This window comes from Gilliamella bombi (assembly GCF_900103255.1).
GTDB lineage: Bacteria > Pseudomonadota > Gammaproteobacteria > Enterobacterales > Orbaceae > Gilliamella > Gilliamella bombi.
On sequence record NZ_FMWS01000014.1, the window covers coordinates 76,579 to 96,218 of the forward strand.

General features: G+C 33.3%; 15 protein-coding genes and 1 other RNA gene. 3 read left to right on the forward strand and 13 right to left on the reverse strand.

Features of this window, described 5'->3' with window-relative positions; genetic code table 11:
- The first annotated feature begins 52 nt into the window (after positions 1-52).
- Positions 53-3,928, forward strand: a complete 3,876-nt coding sequence (gene hrpA / locus B9N71_RS02910) for an ATP-dependent RNA helicase HrpA (protein ID WP_085164049.1) — start codon at positions 53-55, stop codon at positions 3,926-3,928.
- 48 nt (positions 3,929-3,976) lie between these two features.
- Here the strand turns inward: hrpA and B9N71_RS02915 are convergent, their stop codons facing one another.
- From B9N71_RS02915 to thrS, 12 genes are all read right to left on the reverse strand, one after another.
- Positions 3,977-5,020 carry a YdgH/BhsA/McbA-like domain containing protein gene (locus B9N71_RS02915; RefSeq protein ID WP_085164050.1) on the reverse strand — a complete coding sequence of 348 codons (1,044 nt, stop codon included), beginning with the start codon at positions 5,018-5,020 and terminating at the stop codon, positions 3,977-3,979.
- Between the two features lie 49 nt (positions 5,021-5,069).
- The gene (locus tag B9N71_RS02920; protein ID WP_085164051.1) at positions 5,070-5,783 is read right to left on the reverse strand and encodes a helix-turn-helix domain-containing protein; all 714 of its coding nucleotides are present in this window, start codon (positions 5,781-5,783) and stop codon (positions 5,070-5,072) included.
- 162 nt (positions 5,784-5,945) lie between these two features.
- Positions 5,946-7,883: a peptidase U32 family protein gene (locus B9N71_RS02925; RefSeq protein WP_085164052.1), complete on the reverse strand. Its 1,938-nt coding sequence runs from the start codon at positions 7,881-7,883 to the stop codon at positions 5,946-5,948.
- Between the two features lie 137 nt (positions 7,884-8,020).
- Positions 8,021-8,890 carry a protease HtpX gene (gene htpX, locus B9N71_RS02930; protein WP_085164053.1) on the reverse strand — a complete coding sequence of 290 codons (870 nt, stop codon included), beginning with the start codon at positions 8,888-8,890 and terminating at the stop codon, positions 8,021-8,023.
- A 224-nt stretch (positions 8,891-9,114) separates the two neighbouring features.
- Positions 9,115-9,210: signal recognition particle sRNA small type (ffs, locus tag B9N71_RS02935), an RNA gene on the reverse strand.
- A gap of 145 nt (positions 9,211-9,355) precedes the next feature.
- The gene (locus B9N71_RS02940; protein ID WP_034913150.1) at positions 9,356-9,649 is read right to left on the reverse strand and encodes an integration host factor subunit alpha; all 294 of its coding nucleotides are present in this window, start codon (positions 9,647-9,649) and stop codon (positions 9,356-9,358) included.
- A 4-nt stretch (positions 9,650-9,653) separates the two neighbouring features.
- Positions 9,654-12,041: a phenylalanine--tRNA ligase subunit beta gene (gene pheT, locus B9N71_RS02945; RefSeq protein ID WP_085164054.1), complete on the reverse strand. Its 2,388-nt coding sequence runs from the start codon at positions 12,039-12,041 to the stop codon at positions 9,654-9,656.
- A gap of 16 nt (positions 12,042-12,057) precedes the next feature.
- A complete protein-coding gene (gene pheS, locus B9N71_RS02950; RefSeq protein WP_034913145.1) occupies positions 12,058-13,041 on the reverse strand; it encodes a phenylalanine--tRNA ligase subunit alpha in 984 nt (327 codons plus the stop codon).
- 209 nt (positions 13,042-13,250) lie between these two features.
- Positions 13,251-13,604, reverse strand: coding sequence for a 50S ribosomal protein L20 (gene rplT / locus B9N71_RS02955; protein WP_024496189.1), 354 nt, complete (start codon positions 13,602-13,604; stop codon positions 13,251-13,253).
- A 30-nt stretch (positions 13,605-13,634) separates the two neighbouring features.
- Positions 13,635-13,832: a 50S ribosomal protein L35 gene (rpmI, locus tag B9N71_RS02960; RefSeq protein WP_034913143.1), complete on the reverse strand. Its 198-nt coding sequence runs from the start codon at positions 13,830-13,832 to the stop codon at positions 13,635-13,637.
- An 85-nt stretch (positions 13,833-13,917) separates the two neighbouring features.
- Positions 13,918-14,457, reverse strand: a complete 540-nt coding sequence (gene infC, locus B9N71_RS02965) for a translation initiation factor IF-3 (protein ID WP_085164055.1) — start codon at positions 14,455-14,457, stop codon at positions 13,918-13,920.
- A 27-nt stretch (positions 14,458-14,484) separates the two neighbouring features.
- Entirely contained in the window at positions 14,485-16,410 is a 1,926-nt protein-coding gene (gene thrS, locus B9N71_RS02970) for a threonine--tRNA ligase (RefSeq protein WP_085164056.1), read from the reverse strand.
- 241 nt (positions 16,411-16,651) lie between these two features.
- Here thrS and B9N71_RS02975 point away from each other — a divergent pair, with 241 nt between their 5' ends.
- A complete protein-coding gene (locus B9N71_RS02975; RefSeq protein ID WP_065560286.1) occupies positions 16,652-17,101 on the forward strand; it encodes a YaiI/YqxD family protein in 450 nt (149 codons plus the stop codon).
- A gap of 41 nt (positions 17,102-17,142) precedes the next feature.
- On the opposite strand, the gene recO is transcribed toward B9N71_RS02975, so the two are convergent.
- The gene (gene recO / locus B9N71_RS02980; RefSeq protein ID WP_034913129.1) at positions 17,143-17,835 is read right to left on the reverse strand and encodes a DNA repair protein RecO; all 693 of its coding nucleotides are present in this window, start codon (positions 17,833-17,835) and stop codon (positions 17,143-17,145) included.
- Between the two features lie 156 nt (positions 17,836-17,991).
- Between recO and B9N71_RS02985 the strand changes: the two genes are divergently transcribed.
- The gene (locus B9N71_RS02985; RefSeq protein ID WP_085164057.1) at positions 17,992-19,620 is read left to right on the forward strand and encodes a Na+/H+ antiporter; all 1,629 of its coding nucleotides are present in this window, start codon (positions 17,992-17,994) and stop codon (positions 19,618-19,620) included.
- Positions 19,621-19,640: the final 20 nt, after the last annotated feature.

A 19,640-nucleotide genomic window follows, 5' to 3' on the forward strand; every position in this document is an offset into this window, starting at 1 on the left:
ATTTGTTATAATCGTGTATTAATGTAACTTTAATTGAAATATCTGACACGCTATGCTATCTCAACAGCAATTAAAAAATCTTGATTCAACGACTTTCTTAAATAAGCATAAAATAATTAAATTAGCTAAGAAAAGTCAAACTATAGCTGATATAGATTCCGCCATACAAGATGCTAACTTACATTATCAAAGCAGACTAGAATCGTTACCGAAGTATATTGTTTTTCCCCAAAATTTGCCTGTAACTGAAAAAAAACAAGAAATTTATGATGCTATTAAAAATAATCAAGTAGTTATAGTTGCAGGTGAAACTGGCTCGGGAAAAACAACACAGATTCCCAAAATCTGTTTAGAATTAGGCTTAGGTGTCAAAGGCTATATTGGTCATACCCAACCAAGACGATTAGCAGCACGTTCAGTAGCTAATCGTATCGCTGAAGAGCTAAAAACAGAAATAGGGCAGTTAGTTGGTTTTAAAGTAAGATTTTCCGATCATGTCAGTGACACAACCCTGATTAAATTAATGACTGACGGTATATTGCTTGCTGAAATTCAGAAAGATAAACTTTTACTACAATATGATACTATTATTATTGACGAAGCTCATGAACGCAGTTTGAATATTGATTTTATTTTAGGCTATCTTAAGCAATTATTATCTAAACGCCCAGACTTAAAAGTCATAATAACATCAGCGACTATTGATGTAGAACGTTTTTCTAAACACTTCAATGAGGCTCCAATTATTGAAGTATCGGGTCGTACCTATCCAGTTGAGGTTAGATATCGTCCCCCAATCCTGAAAGAAGATGATAATAATGATAAAAGTTGTGATTTTCAACCGATTATAGATGCCATTGATGAATTATCAACTGAAAGTCTTGGGGATATATTAATCTTTTTAACAGGAGAACGAGAAATTCGAGATCTTGCCGATACACTTAATAAGTTAGAACTTCGTCATACGGATATTTTGCCATTATATGCAAGGTTATCAGCATCAGAACAAAATCGAATTTTTCAATCACATACTAAACGTCGAATTGTCCTTGCTACTAATGTGGCAGAAACATCATTAACTGTTCCAGGCATTAAATATGTGATCGATTCGGGATTAGCCAGAATTAGTCGTTATAGTTACCGAACTAAAGTTCAACGTTTACCTATTGAACCAATATCACAAGCCTCTGCCAATCAGCGTAAAGGACGTTGTGGACGAACATCTAATGGTATCTGCATACGTTTATATGATGAACAAGATTTTTTATCTCGCCCCAAATTTACCGAACCCGAAATATTGCGGACCAATTTGGCTTCAGTAATATTACAAATGACATCATTAGGCTTAGGAGATATTGCCGCTTTTCCTTTTGTTGAAAAACCTAATTCAAAATATATTCGTGATGGACTTCGCTTATTAGAGGAACTTGGGGCAATTCATACCATACAGAATAGATATCATTTAACTGAAATAGGTAAAATTTTAGCACAATTACCAATTGATCCAAGATTAGCTAGGATGCTGGTTGAAGCAAGGCGCCTAGGGTGCATTAAAGAAATAATGATAATTACTGCTGCTTTATCGATTCAAGATCCAAGAGAAAGACCTTTTGATAAACAGCAAGCTTCGGATGAGAAACATCGTCGTTTTGTTGATAAGGAGTCAGATTTTATTTCTTTAATTAATTTATGGAACTACATTAAAGAACAACAGAACGTATTATCAGGGAATCAATTTAGACGATTATGCCAAAAAGAGTTTTTAAATTATCTTCGAATCCGTGAATGGCAAGATGTCTATACGCAAATTAGACAAACAATTAAGCAATTAGCGTTTCCGATTAATAGTAAAGAAGCTGATTATAATTCATTACATATTTCGTTACTAAGCGGTTTACTATCTCATATTGGAATAAAAGAGCTTGAAAAGCGTGAGTATATAGGTGCACGTAATATAAAATTTGCAATTTTTCCTAATTCAGCACTTTTCAAAAACCAACCCAAATGGTGTATAGCTAGTGAACTTGTTGAAACAAATAGATTATGGGGAAGAACAGCAGCAAAAATTGAAGCTGAATGGATTGAACCTATAGCTAAACATTTAGTGAAATATGACCATAACGAACCTAGGTGGTCTAAAAAGCAGGGCACAACAATAGCAAACGAAAAAGTAACTTTATTTGGGTTACCAATTGTTACTAATAGAATAGTAAATTACAGTAAAATTGATCCTATTCTAAGTCGCACTCTGTTTATTCGACATGCATTAGTTGAAGGTGATTGGTTCACAAGTCATAAATTTTACAAGCAAAATCAAAAATTGATTAATGAAGTTGAAGATTTAGAACATAAATCACGTCGTCAGGATATTTTAATTGATGATGATGAATTATTTGATTTCTATGATAAACGCATAGATAAATCCGTTATTTCATCTAGACATTTTGATAAATGGTGGATGCAGAAACAAAAATCTGATCCTGATTATCTTAATGTACAAAAAGAGATGCTGATCAGGCAATCAGCACAATTAATTAACTTAAATGATTTTCCTGATTTCTGGTATCAAGATCATTTTAAGCTAGCACTTAGTTATCACTTTGATATTGGTCATAACCGTGACGGCGTCACTATAAAAATTCCACTTGATATCTTAAACCAAATTAAAAACAAGGGATTCGATTGGCAAGTGCCAGGTTTTAGAAAAGATTTAATAATTGCATTAATCAAATCATTGCCTAAATCTTTACGACGAAACCTTGTCCCTGCACCAAGTTATGCAGATGCATTTTTAGATAGGGTAGATACTACAGAAAAACCGCTTCTTGAATGCTTAGAAAATGAATTTCATAAAATGACTGGTGTGAAAATTACATCAGAAAATTGGCAATTAGAACAAGTCCCTGAACATTTAAAAATGAATTTTAGTATTATTGATAGTAATAATAAGGAAATTGCTTCGAGTAAAGATCTTGATATGCTAAAACAGCAACTCAAAACTCAACTTCAACAAGCTTTATCATCTATTACTATTAATAAAAAAGATAACTCAATTGAGCAAAATAATTTGACAGATTGGACATTTGGAAAACTTCCTGATGTTTATGAAGAAAAACAAAAAAACTATACTGTTAAGGCTTATCCAGCAATTATTGATAATCAAAATTCCGTAAGTATAAAGTTAGTTGATAATCAATCAGAACAACAAAGATTAACTAAATTAGGTTTAAGACGCTTATTAATGCTTAATATTCCCTCTCCAATCAAGTACTTACATGAAAAATTACCCAATAAATCGAAATTAAATTTATATTTTAATTCATTTGGTAACGTGTTAATGCTTATTGATGATTGTATAGCTTGTGGTATTGATTATTTAATTGAAACAAATAATAAAGCAATACATTCAACTGATGATTATCAGCAATTACTTAATTATACTAAAACTCATATTAATGAAATAGTTGTTGATATTGCTAAGCAAGTCGAATCAATACTAACTTTGCATTTTAGCATTAATAAAAAGTTAAAAGGGCGCGTTGATTTATCTTTAGCATTTGCCTTGTCAGATATCAAACATCAACTTAATAGATTAGTTTATAAAGGATTTGTTACTCAATCAAGTTATAGAAGATTGAATGATATCTCTCGATATTTATCGGCAATTGAGAAAAGAATTGAAAAATTATTTCAAAATATGGCAAGAAATAGGCAATCAATGAGTATTATAGAAGATGTTCAGAATCAGTATGATAATTGGATTAATAGTTTACCAAACAATCAACGATCGGACACTAAAGTGACAGATATCCGTTGGATGATTGAAGAATTAAGAGTAAATTTATTTGCGCAACAGCTTGGTACATCATATCCAATTTCAGCAAAACGCATCAAGCAGCAAATTGATGTAGTTAAATCACAACTATAGCTTCATACAAAAAAATAGGGCGCTTATGCGCCCGATTGTCTATATAAACTATCGATACAGATCTACAAAAACAGTTATATTTGGACCATTTGAATCATGGGCAATTCTAGCAATATGATAATACTTGGCCCCAGCATCAATAGCTCGTTTACCCGCTTGATAAGAAATTTCCTGATCAGTTACATAGTAACCTCTGAATTTAATTGTATCAAACGCAACCATTTTTGCTGCAGTTGCATCATTCAATTCTTGGATCTTTCGTCCATCGGGTAGAGTGACAGTGTAACGTGTAATGCGTTGTGGCTCAGTTGTTATCGTCGTAACTTGAGATGCAGAAGCATTAGTTGTTGCAGAAGTTGTTGCTTTTTGTGTGGCTTGATTAATGACTTTTACTTTATTATTAAATTTATCGGCATAAAATTTTTCATTAAAAGCTGAAGGAGAATAATAGCCAGGTTTTTCTACCTGCATAGCCGCATCACCACCTTGTGCAAGAGCTTGTTGACCAGCTTCAGAGTCATATGGAATTGCATCCTCAGGTTGAAGTTTACGTTCAGGTGCATCTTTCTTAAACAAATAAGCAGCAACTTGTATATTACTACCTAATTCACTACGTGAATCAATATAATAAGCATAAGCACCTTTTGCTGATGCTTCTCTAGCAATTGCTTGGTTAATATCATATTCACTGGGAAAATAACCACGAATACGCACAATGTTGAAAGGCTCTAAACGTATGGCTTTAGATTTTGGATATTCATAAATACCTTCAAACTTGCGAAGGCTTTCAGCTTGTTCTTCTGCTTTAGGAGCATCGGCTTTATATAATTTCGCATAAACAATCCTTAAAGTATCATTAGAAGGACTGATATTAGTTGTGGTTATATAAAAAGAAGCAGCTCCTTCTTTATCCGCAGCTCTCGACATTGCCATGATATAATCACTATCAGTATAAAAAGCTCCGCGGATAGTTATACTTTTAAATGACTGTAAACCTTTAGCTTGTTGCTCCGTTAATTGTTGAGCAGCAAACGAAGAAAAAGAGGTTAGGGACATAGCAACTACAATAAGCGTGTTCTTTAAACTTGCCATATATTAAGACCTTACGAAATTTATTCTGATTATTTTAACATAAATAAATCTAATTACCTAAATCTATTAAACCGTTTAAATTTTTGATAAATAAATATTTTCCTCTAGCTAATAAAATATTTTGTTCTTGCAACTTTGATAAATTTCTGCTAACTGTTTCAATTGTTAAACCTAAATAATTAGCGATATCGGCTCGGCTCATCATGAGCTTAATATTCAATGAAGAATGACCTTTCTTTTCATAACGCTGATAAAGTGAATAAATAAAAGTTGCTACTCGTTCATCAGCCTTTTTTTGAGAATAGCATAATACTAATTTTTGGTAATTATAAATATCAGAGCTTAACAAATTAAACACAAGTTCTCTAATATTTTTTTGGGTATCAACTAACGACATCAGCTCATCATAATAAAGCTCACAAACCAATGTATTACTAAGAGCTTGAATATTATTATTATACACTTGAGTTGCAATTGAATCTAAACCAACAATATCTCCTGGTAAATAAAAGCCATTAACTCGTTGATGATTATCAGAAGTTGTAACAAAAGTTTTTAATGCACCCGAATGAATAATATAAAATTTAGTAAAGGGCGTATTAGATTTTGCTAGGATTTCATTTTTAGCATAAGATATTTTTCTTTCTAATATACTGTTTAATTTATTGTTAAGCAACATGGGAATGCAGAAAGATCCCATACTACATAATTCACATGGAACGGAATAACTTTTTGAACGTAATGTCTTAAAAATATTTTGCATATTAACGAAAGGAAATAATTAAAATTTATTAATTTATTAGAGTAGCATATTTTATAATAAAACAACAATTGCTCATTAATTAATATTTATATTTATTCGTTATAAAATATTATGTTAAATAATATTTGGTATTATGAACTTAAACCACCATTTTTAAATACCTTATTTTTTTGCCATAAATATAATCTCACTTCCAGGAAGTGGCTTTTTTAAAATGTGTTTTTTTATTTTACCCCATACTTGCATTTCGCAAGCTTTACAATTGAACTTTAGCAATAATTCTTCATTATTTTGAATTAACTTCATTGGCGTAACTTTAGTTTTAACACCTTGAATTCCTTTTGCTTGTTTTGGACATAAATTAAACGCAAACCGTAAACAATGTTTGGTTATCATTAAGGGCGCTTCTTCTTTAACTTCATGTGCTTCATAAGCACTTTCAATTAATTCAACTCCATGTTGTGTATAAAATTCTCTTGCTTTATGATTATAAACATTTGCCAAAAAGCTCAAATGATTTTCAGGATAAAACGGAACTGGGTTTTGTTCTGGTTTACGTTTTTGGCGACAATAACTTGTTAATCTTTTAGCCGTCAATTCATTAGTGGCATTCCTTCGAAGCTGATTTAGTTGACTACTTGGAATAAAATAAATTTTTGATAAATTTAAATCAAAATCAGTAAGATAATATATAGTTTTTCCTAATTTAGATAAATTATCTCTAATATTTTTTAATGATTTATCTGGTTGTTCCGCAAGTTCGAATTCCCCATTAAGTTCTACCTTGACACAAACGCCCTCTTCGCTTTTTGCAATTAGCTCTATACCTTTTTCAATATTATATAGTTTAAATGACACACCAATTCTGCGATTACTTGATGCTTTCAATAAATTTTGTTGCCACACATGATCAAGATTTCGATTCACTATATAAGGTAATTTAACTGAAAAAAGCGGCTTAGGAATTTCATTTGGATAAATTCGATATTGATTAGCCGAAAGTTTCTCCACCTTATCAGCTCTAAACCCAAAGATCTCTCGTTTTATTAGTACATTTAAGCCATCTCCATTAGTTAATATTTTCTCAGATTTAATATCGATAGTTTTAGGTGTAATTTGAGTTATCTCACCAATTTGCAAACCAATGAATTTAGGTGAATCGAATGCACCTATATTGGATTTTCTTCCATGTACAAAATAATCTGTACTTCCTCGATGAAATGTTTGGTGAGGATCTGGTATAAAAAAGTGCTCAGTTCGACCACTTGACGCTGATTGTAAATTAGACGAATTTGACAAAATAGTATCTAATTTTTGACGATAAAAGGCTGTAATGTTTTTAACATAACTTAGATCTTTATAACGTCCTTCTATTTTAAAGGAGCGTACACCTGCTTGAATTAATTCGTTCAAATTATCTGATTGGTTATTATCTTTCATTGATAATAAATGTTTTTCATAAGCAACAATGCGCCCTTGATCATCTTTTAAGGTAAAAGGAAGTCGACAAGCTTGAGAGCAATCTCCTCGATTTGCACTACGCCCTGTCTGTGCATGTGAGATATAACACTGTCCTGAAAATGCCACACAAAGCGCACCATGTATAAAAAATTCTATTTTTGCATCAATTTGCTCATGAATTTTAGCTATCTCAGTTAAATTAAGCTCACGAGCTAATACTATTTGTGAAAAACCAACATCAGATAAAAATTTGGCTTTTTCAGGTGTCCTTATATCCATTTGAGTGCTAGCATGTAAATCAATAGGAGGAATATCCATCCTCAAAATGCCCATATCTTGCACAATTAATGCATCAACACCTGCATCATAAAATTGCCATATAAGTTGTCTTGCTGGTTCAAGTTCATTATCGTGAAGAATGGTATTTAAGGTTACAAATACTTTTGCATAATAATGATGAGCAAATTCAACTAACTGGGCAATATCACTAACCGAATTACCAGCATTATGCCTAGCACCAAAATTTGGCCCGCCAATGTATACAGCATCTGCGCCATGTAAAATAGCCTGTTGTGCAATCTCAATATTTTTAGCGGGACTAAGCAATTCTAATTTATTATTGGTGACAAGATTTGACATTATAAACTCTTTGAAAATCTAACTAGTGAATAATTTGGTTTTTATTTTACAAGCATTATTATAAAATTAATAATACTTGTAAAAAACTTTCAGGAAAGTATGTGTTTGAATATAAATTTGATATAGATCATCTAGCCTTAGTTGCGATAAGTTTCATTCCTTAAAGCTTCTATACGTTTTTCTAATGGCGGATGAGACATAAACAATTCAGAAAATTTTGCTTTTTTAGCTCCATTAATGCAGAATGCTAAAATTGAAGTATCTTCACTTGGTTCATGGCTAGTTTTTAGTTTTTCTAACGCGGCAATCATCTTTGTACTGCCTACTAATTTAGCCGAACCAGCATCAGCGTGAAATTCTCGATAACGAGAAAACCACATAGCTATAAGGCTTGCTAAAATACCAAATACGGTTTCAAAAACCATAACTATCAAGAAATAGGTTAACTGTGATAAACCACGATTACGATCATCCAATGCTTGAGCTACAACGGATGCTAACATTCTTGAAATAAAAATAACAAAAGTATTAAGAACTCCTTGTAATAGAGTCATTGTGACCATATCACCATTAGCAACATGACTCATTTCATGACCGATTACTGCTTCAGCTTCATCTTGAGTCATAGTATTTAATAAACCAGAACTTACTGCAACAAGAGAACTATTTTTAGTTGCGCCGGTTGCAAAAGCATTAACATCTTGAGCATGATAGATGGCAACATCTGGCATTTTTATATTAAGTTCCGTTGACAATCGACGAACAACATCAAGTAACCATTGTTCTTGACTATTACTAGGTTGAGTAATGATTTGTCCCCCTACTGACCTCAAAGCCATTCTCTTAGATAATAGAAGAGATATAAAAGATCCTCCAAAACCGAAGATTGCTGCAAATATGAGTAATCCTAAAGTACTATGCGCATCAACGCCTAAAATACTTAGAATGATTCCAAATACAAACATAACGGCTAAGTTAGTTAAAATAAATAATCCAATTCGCATCATTATCTCCTCTCTTTATTTATACTAATTTTCAAATGATTAAATTAAGTGAAATCGCAATATCCCGATTGTTAAATGCGTATGATCGCAAAAATAATATATATATACAACTATCAATAGATAGTATATTTAATATATTATTTGATATGCGCTCATTTATTAAACAAAAATATTAATAATATATGTTTATAAGACATTTGATAATAAATTGGTGAGGCTGGTGGAGACCCTATCAGCTACATCCCACACACATGTATTTTACTTTGGCTGCTTCCTTCCGGACCTGACCTAGTGAGCAAAAAAATGTTGCAAGAGAACTCATAGAGCCTCCATTGAAGCGGAGGTATCATACTTGAATTATTAATTTTTTACAACTACTTTTTAGTATAACACAACTGTTCGGCTTTTCTTTAGATGCTATATCAAAAGAAAAGCCATTATTTGAAATGATAGTATGTAATTCAGGAATTAGATTACTAGATTTTTCTCAACACGCTCTCTAAATTTTATACCTGGTCTAAATGTAACAACTCTACGAGCTGAAATATCAACACTTTCACCTGTTTTTGGGTTTCTACCTGGGCGTGAATTTTTATCTCGTACTGTAAAATTACCGAATCCAGATAATTTAACTGGTTCACCTTTTTCTAAAGCCACCCGAATCTCTTCAAAAAATAGCTCTACAAGGATTTTAGATTCTTGTCGATCAATATTAAATTTTTCGGCAAGACGATCTGCAATATCTGCTTTAGTTAATGTCATATTATTATTCTCTTAATAGGGCTTTAAAACGATATTGTAAGGCAGTAACACATTTGCTTACAATGTTAGTTATATCTTCTTCTTCAAGCGTACGTGATTTATCTTGTAAAACCAAACTAATAGCAATGCTTTTTTGATCTTCTTTGATATTTTCACCTTGATACACATCAAAAAGAGTAACTTTAATAAGTTGCTCACCACCCGCTTTTTTACACTCTAAAATAATATCCGCTGCTGGTATTGTATTTGAAACAATAATAGCTATATCACGTTTATTTGACGGGTACTTGGATAAATCCTGAGCTACAGGTACCTCTTTTTTACTAATTTTAGCTAAATTTATTTCAAAAACAAGCGTTTTACTATTTAAAGACAATTTTTTTTCAATTTCTGGATGCAAGACTCCTAAATGACCTAATAACTCATCATTTAAATAAATCGCAGCACTTTGTCCAGGATGTAAAGCTGGGAGTTCAGATTTTTTAAATTGTATTTGATCACCACACCTTAAAAGAGAAAAAATTGACTCAAGATCACCTTTAAGATCATAAAAATCTACATTCTTTTTAGGGAGTTGCCAGTGTTCTTCGTATAAATTACCAGTAACAATACCAGCTAACATTAACTCCTGACGTACACCAAATTCACAATTTTCATCAGGAATAAAACGCAAACCAGTTTCAAATAATCGGGCACGCGTTTGCTGACGATTTTGGTTATATAGTATCACATCTAATAACCCAGACCAAAGTGATAAACGCATAACTGACATTTCACTTGAAATTGGGTTAGGTAATTTGATTTCTGAATGTTCAGGATATAATATTTGCTGAACTTTTGGATCGACAAAGCTGTATGTTATCGCTTCTTGATACCCTCTATCGACCAATAAATCCTTTACTCTACGTAATGGGATTTGACTTTCTGGTTTTGGTTTCATTACTGATTCAATTTTCAAATTAGCATTTGGGATATTGTTATATCCATAAATGCGGGCAATTTCTTCAACTAAATCCTCTTCAATTTGCAAATCAAAACGCCAACTTGGTGATTTTACAATCCAAACATTGTCTTTATATTCAACTTTACAACCAAGTCTAATTAAAATGTCGGTGATCTTTTGTGTTTCGATTGTATAACCAATAATGCGATCAATTTTACTACGCCGCAATTGGATAGTTGCTTGTGCAGGAAGTTCAGCCTCATGTGTCACATCAATAATTGGACCTGCTTCTCCACCGCAAATATCAATTAATAATTGGCTTGCTCGTTCCATTGCTGTAAATTGTAATGAAGGATCAACTCCTCGTTCATAGCGGTGTGATGCTTCTGTATGTAAACCGTATTCACGTGCTTTACCTGTTATAACTAATGGATTAAAGAATGCTGCTTCAAGAAATACATCTTTAGTTGTTTGTGTTACACCAGATTTTTCACCACCCATAATCCCCGCTAGCGCTAAGATTTTTTTGTGATCGGCAATTACTAAAGTTTTATCATTAAGTTTAACTTCATTACCATTAAGTAAAGTCAGTTTTTCATCTTTGTTTGCATAACGAACAATTATGCCCTTTTCAATCTGCGATAAATCAAATGCATGCATTGGGTGGCCAATTTCTAATAATACAAAATTAGTTATATCAACAACGGCATCGATTGAACGAATTCCACCACGACGCAATTTTTCTTTCATCCATAGTGGCGTTTGAGCATTAACATTAATATTTTTAATTACCCTACCCAAATAGCGAGGTGATGCTGTGGGTTCATCTATTTTTATTGATACTGTATCGGAAATTGTTGCCTGTACACTGTTAACTTTAAGTGCTTGCATTGGAATATTGTTAACTGCAGAAATATCTCTAGCAATCCCAACAATACCAAAACAATCTGCACGGTTTGGTGTTACACTAATATCAATTATTACATCATTAAGATTTAAATATTCGCGAATATCCATACCTAAAGGAGCATCATCAGGTAATTCAATAATACCATTATGTTCATCAGCAATCCCTAATTCTGAGTATGAACATAGCATGCCTTCTGACGGTTCACCTCGTAACTTAGCTGATTTGATTTCAAAATTACCTGGTAAAACAGCTCCCACTGTAGCACATGCAACAGTCAAACCTTGTCGACAGTTTGGCGCACCACAAACGATATCAAGTAATTCTTCTTTACCTATATCAACTTTTGTTACACGAAGTTTATCAGCATTCGGGTGCTGCATACATTCAATTACTTTACCAATAACGACACCTGTAAAGTCACCTGCTACTTTTTCGACATCATCAACTTCTAAACCAGCCATTGTTAATTGATCAGCTAGCGTTTCGCTACTAATTTCTGGATTGATCCATTCACGTAGCCAACTTTCACTAAATTTCATGTTTTGATCTCCAGAATTAATTAAATTGCTTTAAAAAACGTAAATCATTTTCAAAGAAAGAACGCAAATCAGTGACGCCGTAACGTAACATAGTTAATCGTTCTATCCCCATACCAAATGCAAAACCACTATAAACTTCAGGATCAATGCCTACATTACGTAATACATTAGGATGAACCATTCCGCAGCCTAAGACTTCTAGCCATTTACCATTTTTAGCTTTAATATCAACTTCAGCCGATGGTTCTGTAAATGGAAAGTAACCCGGCCTAAAGCGTATTTCCATATTATCTTCAAAAAAGCAGTGTAGAAAATCATGCAATAACCCTTTTAAATGTGTAAAACTGATATCTTTATCAACCAGCAAACCTTCCATTTGATGGAACATTGGTGTGTGTGTTTGGTCATAATCATTTCGATATGTTCTTCCAGGAGCAATTATTCGAATGGGTGGTTTTTGATTTTCCATTGTGCGAATTTGTACTGTTGAAGTTTGCGTTCTTAATAAGCGTTTTGCATCAAACCAAAATGTATCATGATCTGCACGAGCAGGATGATGAGCAGGAATATTTAATGCATCAAAATTATGGTAGTCATCTTCTATTTCTGGACCGGTTTCAACAACAAAACCCAGTTCACCAAAAAAATCAACTAATCGATTAATTGTTTTTGTAACTGGATGTAATCCGCCTAGTTCAAGTGAGTTGCCAGGCAATGTAATATCAATTGTTTCATTGGCTAGTTTTGCATTAAGAGCCTGACGCTCTAAATAATTGCGCTTTTGATTCAATAGCTGAACAACTTCTTGCTTTGCATCATTGATTTTTTGACCCACAGATGGACGTTCATCGGCAGGAACATCACGTAAAGAAGCCATTTGCATTGTAAAATAGCCTTTTTTACCAAAATATTCCACTCGAATTTGTTCGATCGAATTAATATCATTAGCACTTTCAATAGCGGATTTGGCGTTATTCACCAGTTCAACTAATTGAGACATACAGTTCTCCTGCTTATTGTGTTTATTGCATAAAAAAAGCCTCTTTTGAGGCTTTTATAATTATTTTTTGTTTTTTCTTTGCCTCACGAGTTAGTATTGCTAAAGAAACCAAAAAAGAAACAAAAAATAACTATATTCATAATAAATTTACTCTTAACATATTAAAATTGAATGATAAAAGCCGAGATAACTCGGCTTTTATAAAGCTATTATAGTGCTGCTTTTGCTTTTTCAACTAATGCAGCAAATGCATTTTTGTCAAATACAGCAATATCAGCTAAGATCTTACGATCAATTTCAATTGACGCTTTCTTTAACCCATTGATAAATCGGCTATAAGAAAGACCGCATTGACGAGCAGCAGCATTGATACGAACAATCCATAATTGACGGAATTGACGTTTACGTTGGCGACGGTCACGGTAAGCATATTGTCCAGCTTTAATTACAGCTTGGAAAGCAACACGATATACACGTGAACGAGCTCCATAATAACCTTTTGCTTGTTTTAAAATTTTCTTGTGACGTGCACGAGCAATAACACCACGTTTAACACGAGCCATAAACTATATCCTCTAATAATTAATCAAAACTTAAACGTATGGAACACACGCAGTAACTAAACCTAAATCGCCTTTTGACACAGTAGTCAAACCACGTAAATGACGTTTACGCTTAGTTGATTTTTTAGTTAGGATATGACTCTTGTTAGCTTGCTTATGCTTAAAGCCACCAGAAGCTGTTTTTTTAAAGCGCTTTGCTGCGCCTTTTACAGTTTTAATTTTAGGCATTTTATTAATTTCCACTTCGCATTGTTAATAAAAACAAAATAATGGTGTAGTTTTCAATAGTATCAAAATCTAGCTTGTTGAACCATTATTTCTTCTTCGGCGCTAGCACCATAATCATTTGTCGACCTTCAATCTTAGTTGGATAAGATTCAATAACCGCCAAATCAGCTAAATCCTTTTTAATACGATCAAGCATTTCAGAACCTAACTGTTGGTGAGCCATTTCACGACCACGAAAACGTAACGTTACTTTAGCTTTATCGCCATCTTCAAGAAAGCGAATCAGGCTGCGGAGTTTTACCTGATAGTCGCCTTCGTCTGTACCAGGTCGGAACTTAATTTCCTTAACCTGAACAACCTTTTGCTTCTTCTTCTGCTCTTTTGTTGCTTTACTCTTTTCATAGAGGAACTTGCCATAATCCATAATTCGACAAACAGGTGGCTCTGCATTAGGGCTTATTTCAACTAAATCTAAAGTTGCTTCTTCAGCTTGTTTTAAAGCTTCATCTAAGCCTACTATACCGAGCTGCTCACCATCGACGCCGGTTAACCTCACCTCACGAGCTGTAATTTCATCATTGATTTTATGTGCTCGTGTTGACTGAATTCGTTTACTGACTTTAATATCTCATTCCTCCAAATTAATTTATCATTAATTCATTTGTTCTAATGAACGACTATGAATTTCGTTAAGCAACAATTCTATAACATGTTTCACTTCAAAGCTACCAAGATCTTTACCTTGACGAGTTCGAACTGAAATTGTTCCTGATTCCATTTCTTTGTCTCCACAAACAAACATATAAGGAACACGTTTTAGAGTATGCTCACGAATTTTAAACCCTATTTTCTCATTTCTCAAGTCCGCTTTTGCTCTAATGCCAACTTTTTGTAATTGTGTGGTTAATTGTTTGGCATATTCAGCTTGATTATCGGTAATGTTAATTACTGCAACTTGCAATGGAGCAAGCCAAGTAGGGAAAAAACCTGCACAGTTTTCAGTCAAGATACCCATAAAACGCTCCATAGAACCTAAAATAGCTCTATGAATCATAACCGGGACATGACGTTCATTATCTTCACCTACATAAGTCGCATCTAAACGTTCAGGTAGCATAAAATCAAGCTGAACTGTACCGCATTGCCATGCTCTACCTAAACAGTCATGCAGGGTAAACTCGATTTTTGGACCATAAAAAGCGCCTTCACCTGGTAAATATTCAAATTCAATGCCATTTTCTGTTAAACATTCAGCTAAATCTTTTTCAGCAAGATCCCAAGTTTCATCCTTACCAATTCTTTTTTCAGGACGGGTTGATAATTTAACAGTAATATCATTAAAACCGAAAGTACTATAAGTATCATAAACCATTTTGATACAGCTATTTACTTCACTGCGAATTTGATCCTCAGTACAAAAGATATGTGCATCATCTTGTGTAAAACATCGAACGCGCATCAAACCATGTAAAGATCCTGAAGGTTCATTACGATGACAACTACCAAATTCCGCCATACGTAATGGTAAATCACGATAAGATTTTAAGCCTTGATTAAAAATTTGTACGTGTCCTGGACAGTTCATTGGTTTAATACAATATTCACGATTTTCAGAAGAAGTAACAAACATTAACTCTTTATAATTACCCCAGTGACCTGTTTTTTCCCACAAAACACGATCCATCATAAATGGACCTTTTACTTCTTGATAATCGTATTCTTTCAATTTCGTGCGAACAAAAACCTCAAGTTCACGAAAGATAATCCAACCATCATTATGCCAAAACACCATACCAGGCGCCTCTTCTTGCATATGATAAAGATCTAGTTGCTTGCCGATTTTACGATGATCTCGTTTAGCCGCTTCTTCTAAAAATTGTAAATAGCTATCAAGTTGTTTTTTATCTGCCCATGCTGTTCCATAAATACGTTGTAACATTTTATTATCACTGTTACCGCGCCAATAAGCTCCAGCAATTTTTTGCAATTTAAAATGATGGCAAAAACGCATATTAGGTACATGTGGTCCACGACACATATCAATATATTCTTCGTGATGATAAAGTGCTGGTTTTGAATCTTTTGGAATATTTTCATCTAAAATAGCAATTTTATATGGTTCATGTCGCTCCCAAAAAACTTCTCTAGCGCGCTCCCAACTAACCACTTCTTTTTTTACTTCATAATTTTTTTTAGCCAATTCATGCATGCGTTTTTCTAGTGCATCAAGGTCTTCCTGAGTTAAAGAGTGATCTAAATCAACATCATAATAAAAACCATTATCAATTGTTGGACCAATAGCCATTTGTGTATTAGGCCATAGTTGTTTAATTGCGTGACCCAATAAATGTGCACAAGAATGGCGAATAATTTCGAGTCCATCTTCATCTTTGGCTGTAATGATGGCTAATGTTGCATCTTGATCAATGACATCACAGGCATCTTTACGCACGCCATTTACACGCCCAGCTATACAAGCTTTAGCAAGACCTGCTCCAATACTTTGAGCAACTTCTAAAACAGTAACGGGTTTATCGAATTGACGTTGGCTTCCGTCAGGAAGAGTAATAATTGGCATAACAAATCCTTATAACAGTGGTGCACCACACGAAAGCGCACTTGCTTACTTAAAAAATAGGTCGAATATACTACCACTTATCATCTGGATTTAAAATAGAAAGAATCATATTTATATGAGCTTAATAAATATACTAAAACACATAGTTACCGGAAACTTTTTTACAAATAAATGATTATTTTTGTATAACAAAGGTTATAATCATTAACTAATAAAAGTTTATAATATGAACACATATGCTATGAATATTTGGATTGATGCTGATGCCTGCCCTAACCCAATTAAAGAGATTTTATATCGAGTTGCAAATCGAAAAGCAATAAATACAACATTAATTGCAAATCAATGTTTAACTATCCCCTTGTCACCTTATATTAAAACTTTATTAGTTGAAAAAGGATTTGATGTAGCAGATAGAAAAATAATTGAGTCGGTTCAAAAAAATGATTTAGTTATTACCTCAGACATTCCACTTGCATCTGAAGTTTTAAATAAAAATGCATTAGTGCTCACGCCACGAGGTGAACAATATACACTAGATACAATTAAAGAACGATTAATTATGAGAGATTTTATGGAAACCATGCGAGCAAGTGGAATACAATCTAAAGGTTCAGCTCCATTTTCCAGCAAAGACCGAGAAAAATTTGCTAATCAGCTTGATATATTACTTAATTCAACATCGAAATGAATTTAATAACTCTTTTAAATCGAGCAGCCAAATTAGCAAAACTAAATTTTTAGAAATAGCTCTCTGCTTTTGAATGGTTTTGATCCTACATAAGGTTTCAACGCCATCCTAGTAAAGCGTTTAGCTGCTTTTAACGTATCGATATTATCAAATTGACGTTTTCCTAAAGCTAAAACCTGCTCGCCAGTAAAGCTGATGCTATTTTGTAATAAACTACTGATAAATCCTTTTTCCGATTGATATTGATAATGCATCGATTTAACAATGTCATCGCCAGTTACACAGCAGTGAAAAAAATCAACGTGATATCCTAAATTTTCTAATAACGATAATTCAAAAGCTCGCAACACATTTTCAGCAGGAACCTGTTGGGCTAATTGTTGCAGACTTTTTAGATAATCATCAAAAAGAGTTGGCATTTCTGCTTCTGCAACTAAAACTCGATGTAATAGTTCATTTAAATAAAATGCGCTATACAAAAAAACAGATACCAATGGCAATGCAAGCGACATAGCTTCAACTTGACGCAATGTTTTTATTTCACCTTGACCTGAGTATTGCACAATAAGTGGAGTAAAAGGTTGCAACATACCTTTCAAGGCAGAGCTTTTTCGTTTAGCACCTTTAGCTAATACCTTTACTTTTCCGATATTTTCAACAAATAGATCGACTAATAAACTAGTTTCAGTATAAGAACGAGTATGTAGTATAAATGCTCTTTGCCAATTTTCCATTCAAAATACCTTTCAATCATACTACCGTTTTTTGATTAATAAATTGTATCTGAGTAAAATTTAGATAAATCTATGAAATTTTCAACTGAAATTTAACTAAAGATCCGATATAATCAATGCAAACAATAAGATTATAGGATAAATAAAAGACAAGCTATGGAACTTTTTTCAATAATTTTACTTTTGGTATTAATTGTATCACTTTCTGGTGTCGTTGTTAAAATGTTACCAATTCAAATTCCACTACCTTTAATGCAAATATTATTAGGTTGCATATTGGCGGCATTTAATGTTTATGTAGAATTTGATCCAAAACTATTTCTGGTTTTATTTATTCCTCCTTTACTTTTTGCTGATGGACGCAAAACATCAGTAAAAGACTTCATATACAATGGTAGAGAAATTGTCGGATTGGCTTTAGTTTTAGTTGTTATCTCTATTATAGCATTAGGTTATATTCTGCATTGGATATTACCAAATGTTGAATTAGCTGCAGGTTTAGCTTTAGCTGCTGTATTATCTCCAACCGACGCAGTTGCATTAGGTGGAATTGTTGGTAAAGGCCGTATCGAAAAAGAGAAGATGGAAATCATTGAAGGTGAAGCATTAATGAATGATGCTTCAGGTCTGGTGTCTTTGAATTTTGCTATTGCTATTGCAGTTGGTGATGCAGTATTTAACATCTTTGATGTTAGCGTACAATTTTTTATAGTTGCTATTGGTGGCTTGGCTATTGGCGTTTTATTTACTTGGTTATATGCACGTATTTTGCGTAAAATAAATCAGCTGACTCACAATGATCCTGCTATTCAAATAGTATTACTATTTTTACTTCCTTTTGCCGCTTATATCATTGCTGAGGAATGTCATTGTTCTGGTATTTTAGCAGCAGTAAGTGCAGGTATGACAGTGAACCATTCTGGTATGATGCGAAACGCACCTTTAACTGCACGTTTGCAATCAGATAGTACATGGTCAATGTTAACCTTTGTGTTTAATGGATTTGTATTTGTTTTATTAGGTATTCAGTTACCAAGCATTTTTAATAATACTTTTGTAGAAAACCAGATCGACACTTCGATTGAGGTATGGCAATTATGTTTAATTGTTCTATTTGTTTTTGCTGTATTGATGGGAACTCGATTTGCTTGGTTATGGGCGATGAAGCATATGCCTACAATGCCATTTGGAACCAAAAGACCTCTTGCATTCAGATCCTATTCAAACCGAGACCTGCTTATTTCAACATTTGCAGGAGTTCGAGGAGCCATCACTTTAGCTGGTGTATTGTCTATTCCAATGACGATTAGTGGTCGTTATCAACTTGTTTTTATTGCAGCAGGTATTATTTTAATTTCATTGATTGTTGCTGTGATCATATTACCTATCTTATTACGAGGTAGTGTTATTTTAGATAATTCAGAACAAACAAATGAAATTTTAACTGTAAAAGGTCATATGGCTGAAGAGGCAATTGTAAGCCTAGAAAAAATGCAAAATAATTTGTTGCAAGAAACAGCTGAAGACCGAGTAGATCAAGAAATTATTCATGAAGTCGGCTCACGTGTTATCGGTTCGCTAAGGCGCAGAACCGGCCTTAAAGATTTAGAACAAAAATCTCTTGAAGCAGAAAATCTAGAAAGACGTATGCGTTTAGTTGCTATAGGTGCAGAACGTACTGCTCTTTTACAAATGAAAGTTCGTAATGAGGTTAGTGAAGAGGTTTTTGAACATTTGAATACCGACTTGGATATTTATGAAAAAATGATTTCTGGGGATGCATAAATGATTGGAGAAAAAAGCCA

Excerpts from the sequence above, each read along its gene's own strand:
- hrpA (WP_085164049.1), top strand. The coding sequence starts at position 53 with ATGCTATCTCAACAGCAATTAAAAAATCTTGATTCAACGACTTTCTTA.
- B9N71_RS02915 (WP_085164050.1), bottom strand. The coding sequence starts at position 5,020 with ATGGCAAGTTTAAAGAACACGCTTATTGTAGTTGCTATGTCCCTAACC.
- B9N71_RS02920 (WP_085164051.1), bottom strand. The coding sequence starts at position 5,783 with ATGCAAAATATTTTTAAGACATTACGTTCAAAAAGTTATTCCGTTCCA.
- B9N71_RS02925 (WP_085164052.1), bottom strand. The coding sequence starts at position 7,883 with ATGTCAAATCTTGTCACCAATAATAAATTAGAATTGCTTAGTCCCGCT.
- htpX (WP_085164053.1), bottom strand. The coding sequence starts at position 8,890 with ATGATGCGAATTGGATTATTTATTTTAACTAACTTAGCCGTTATGTTT.
- B9N71_RS02940 (WP_034913150.1), bottom strand. The coding sequence starts at position 9,649 with ATGACATTAACTAAAGCAGATATTGCAGATCGTCTTGCCGAAAAATTT.
- pheT (WP_085164054.1), bottom strand. The coding sequence starts at position 12,041 with ATGAAATTTAGTGAAAGTTGGCTACGTGAATGGATCAATCCAGAAATT.
- pheS (WP_034913145.1), bottom strand. The coding sequence starts at position 13,041 with ATGTCTCAATTAGTTGAACTGGTGAATAACGCCAAATCCGCTATTGAA.
- rplT (WP_024496189.1), bottom strand. The coding sequence starts at position 13,604 with ATGGCTCGTGTTAAACGTGGTGTTATTGCTCGTGCACGTCACAAGAAA.
- rpmI (WP_034913143.1), bottom strand. The coding sequence starts at position 13,832 with ATGCCTAAAATTAAAACTGTAAAAGGCGCAGCAAAGCGCTTTAAAAAA.
- thrS (WP_085164056.1), bottom strand. The coding sequence starts at position 16,410 with ATGCCAATTATTACTCTTCCTGACGGAAGCCAACGTCAATTCGATAAA.
- B9N71_RS02975 (WP_065560286.1), top strand. The coding sequence starts at position 16,652 with ATGAATATTTGGATTGATGCTGATGCCTGCCCTAACCCAATTAAAGAG.
- recO (WP_034913129.1), bottom strand. The coding sequence starts at position 17,835 with ATGGAAAATTGGCAAAGAGCATTTATACTACATACTCGTTCTTATACT.
- B9N71_RS02985 (WP_085164057.1), top strand. The coding sequence starts at position 17,992 with ATGGAACTTTTTTCAATAATTTTACTTTTGGTATTAATTGTATCACTT.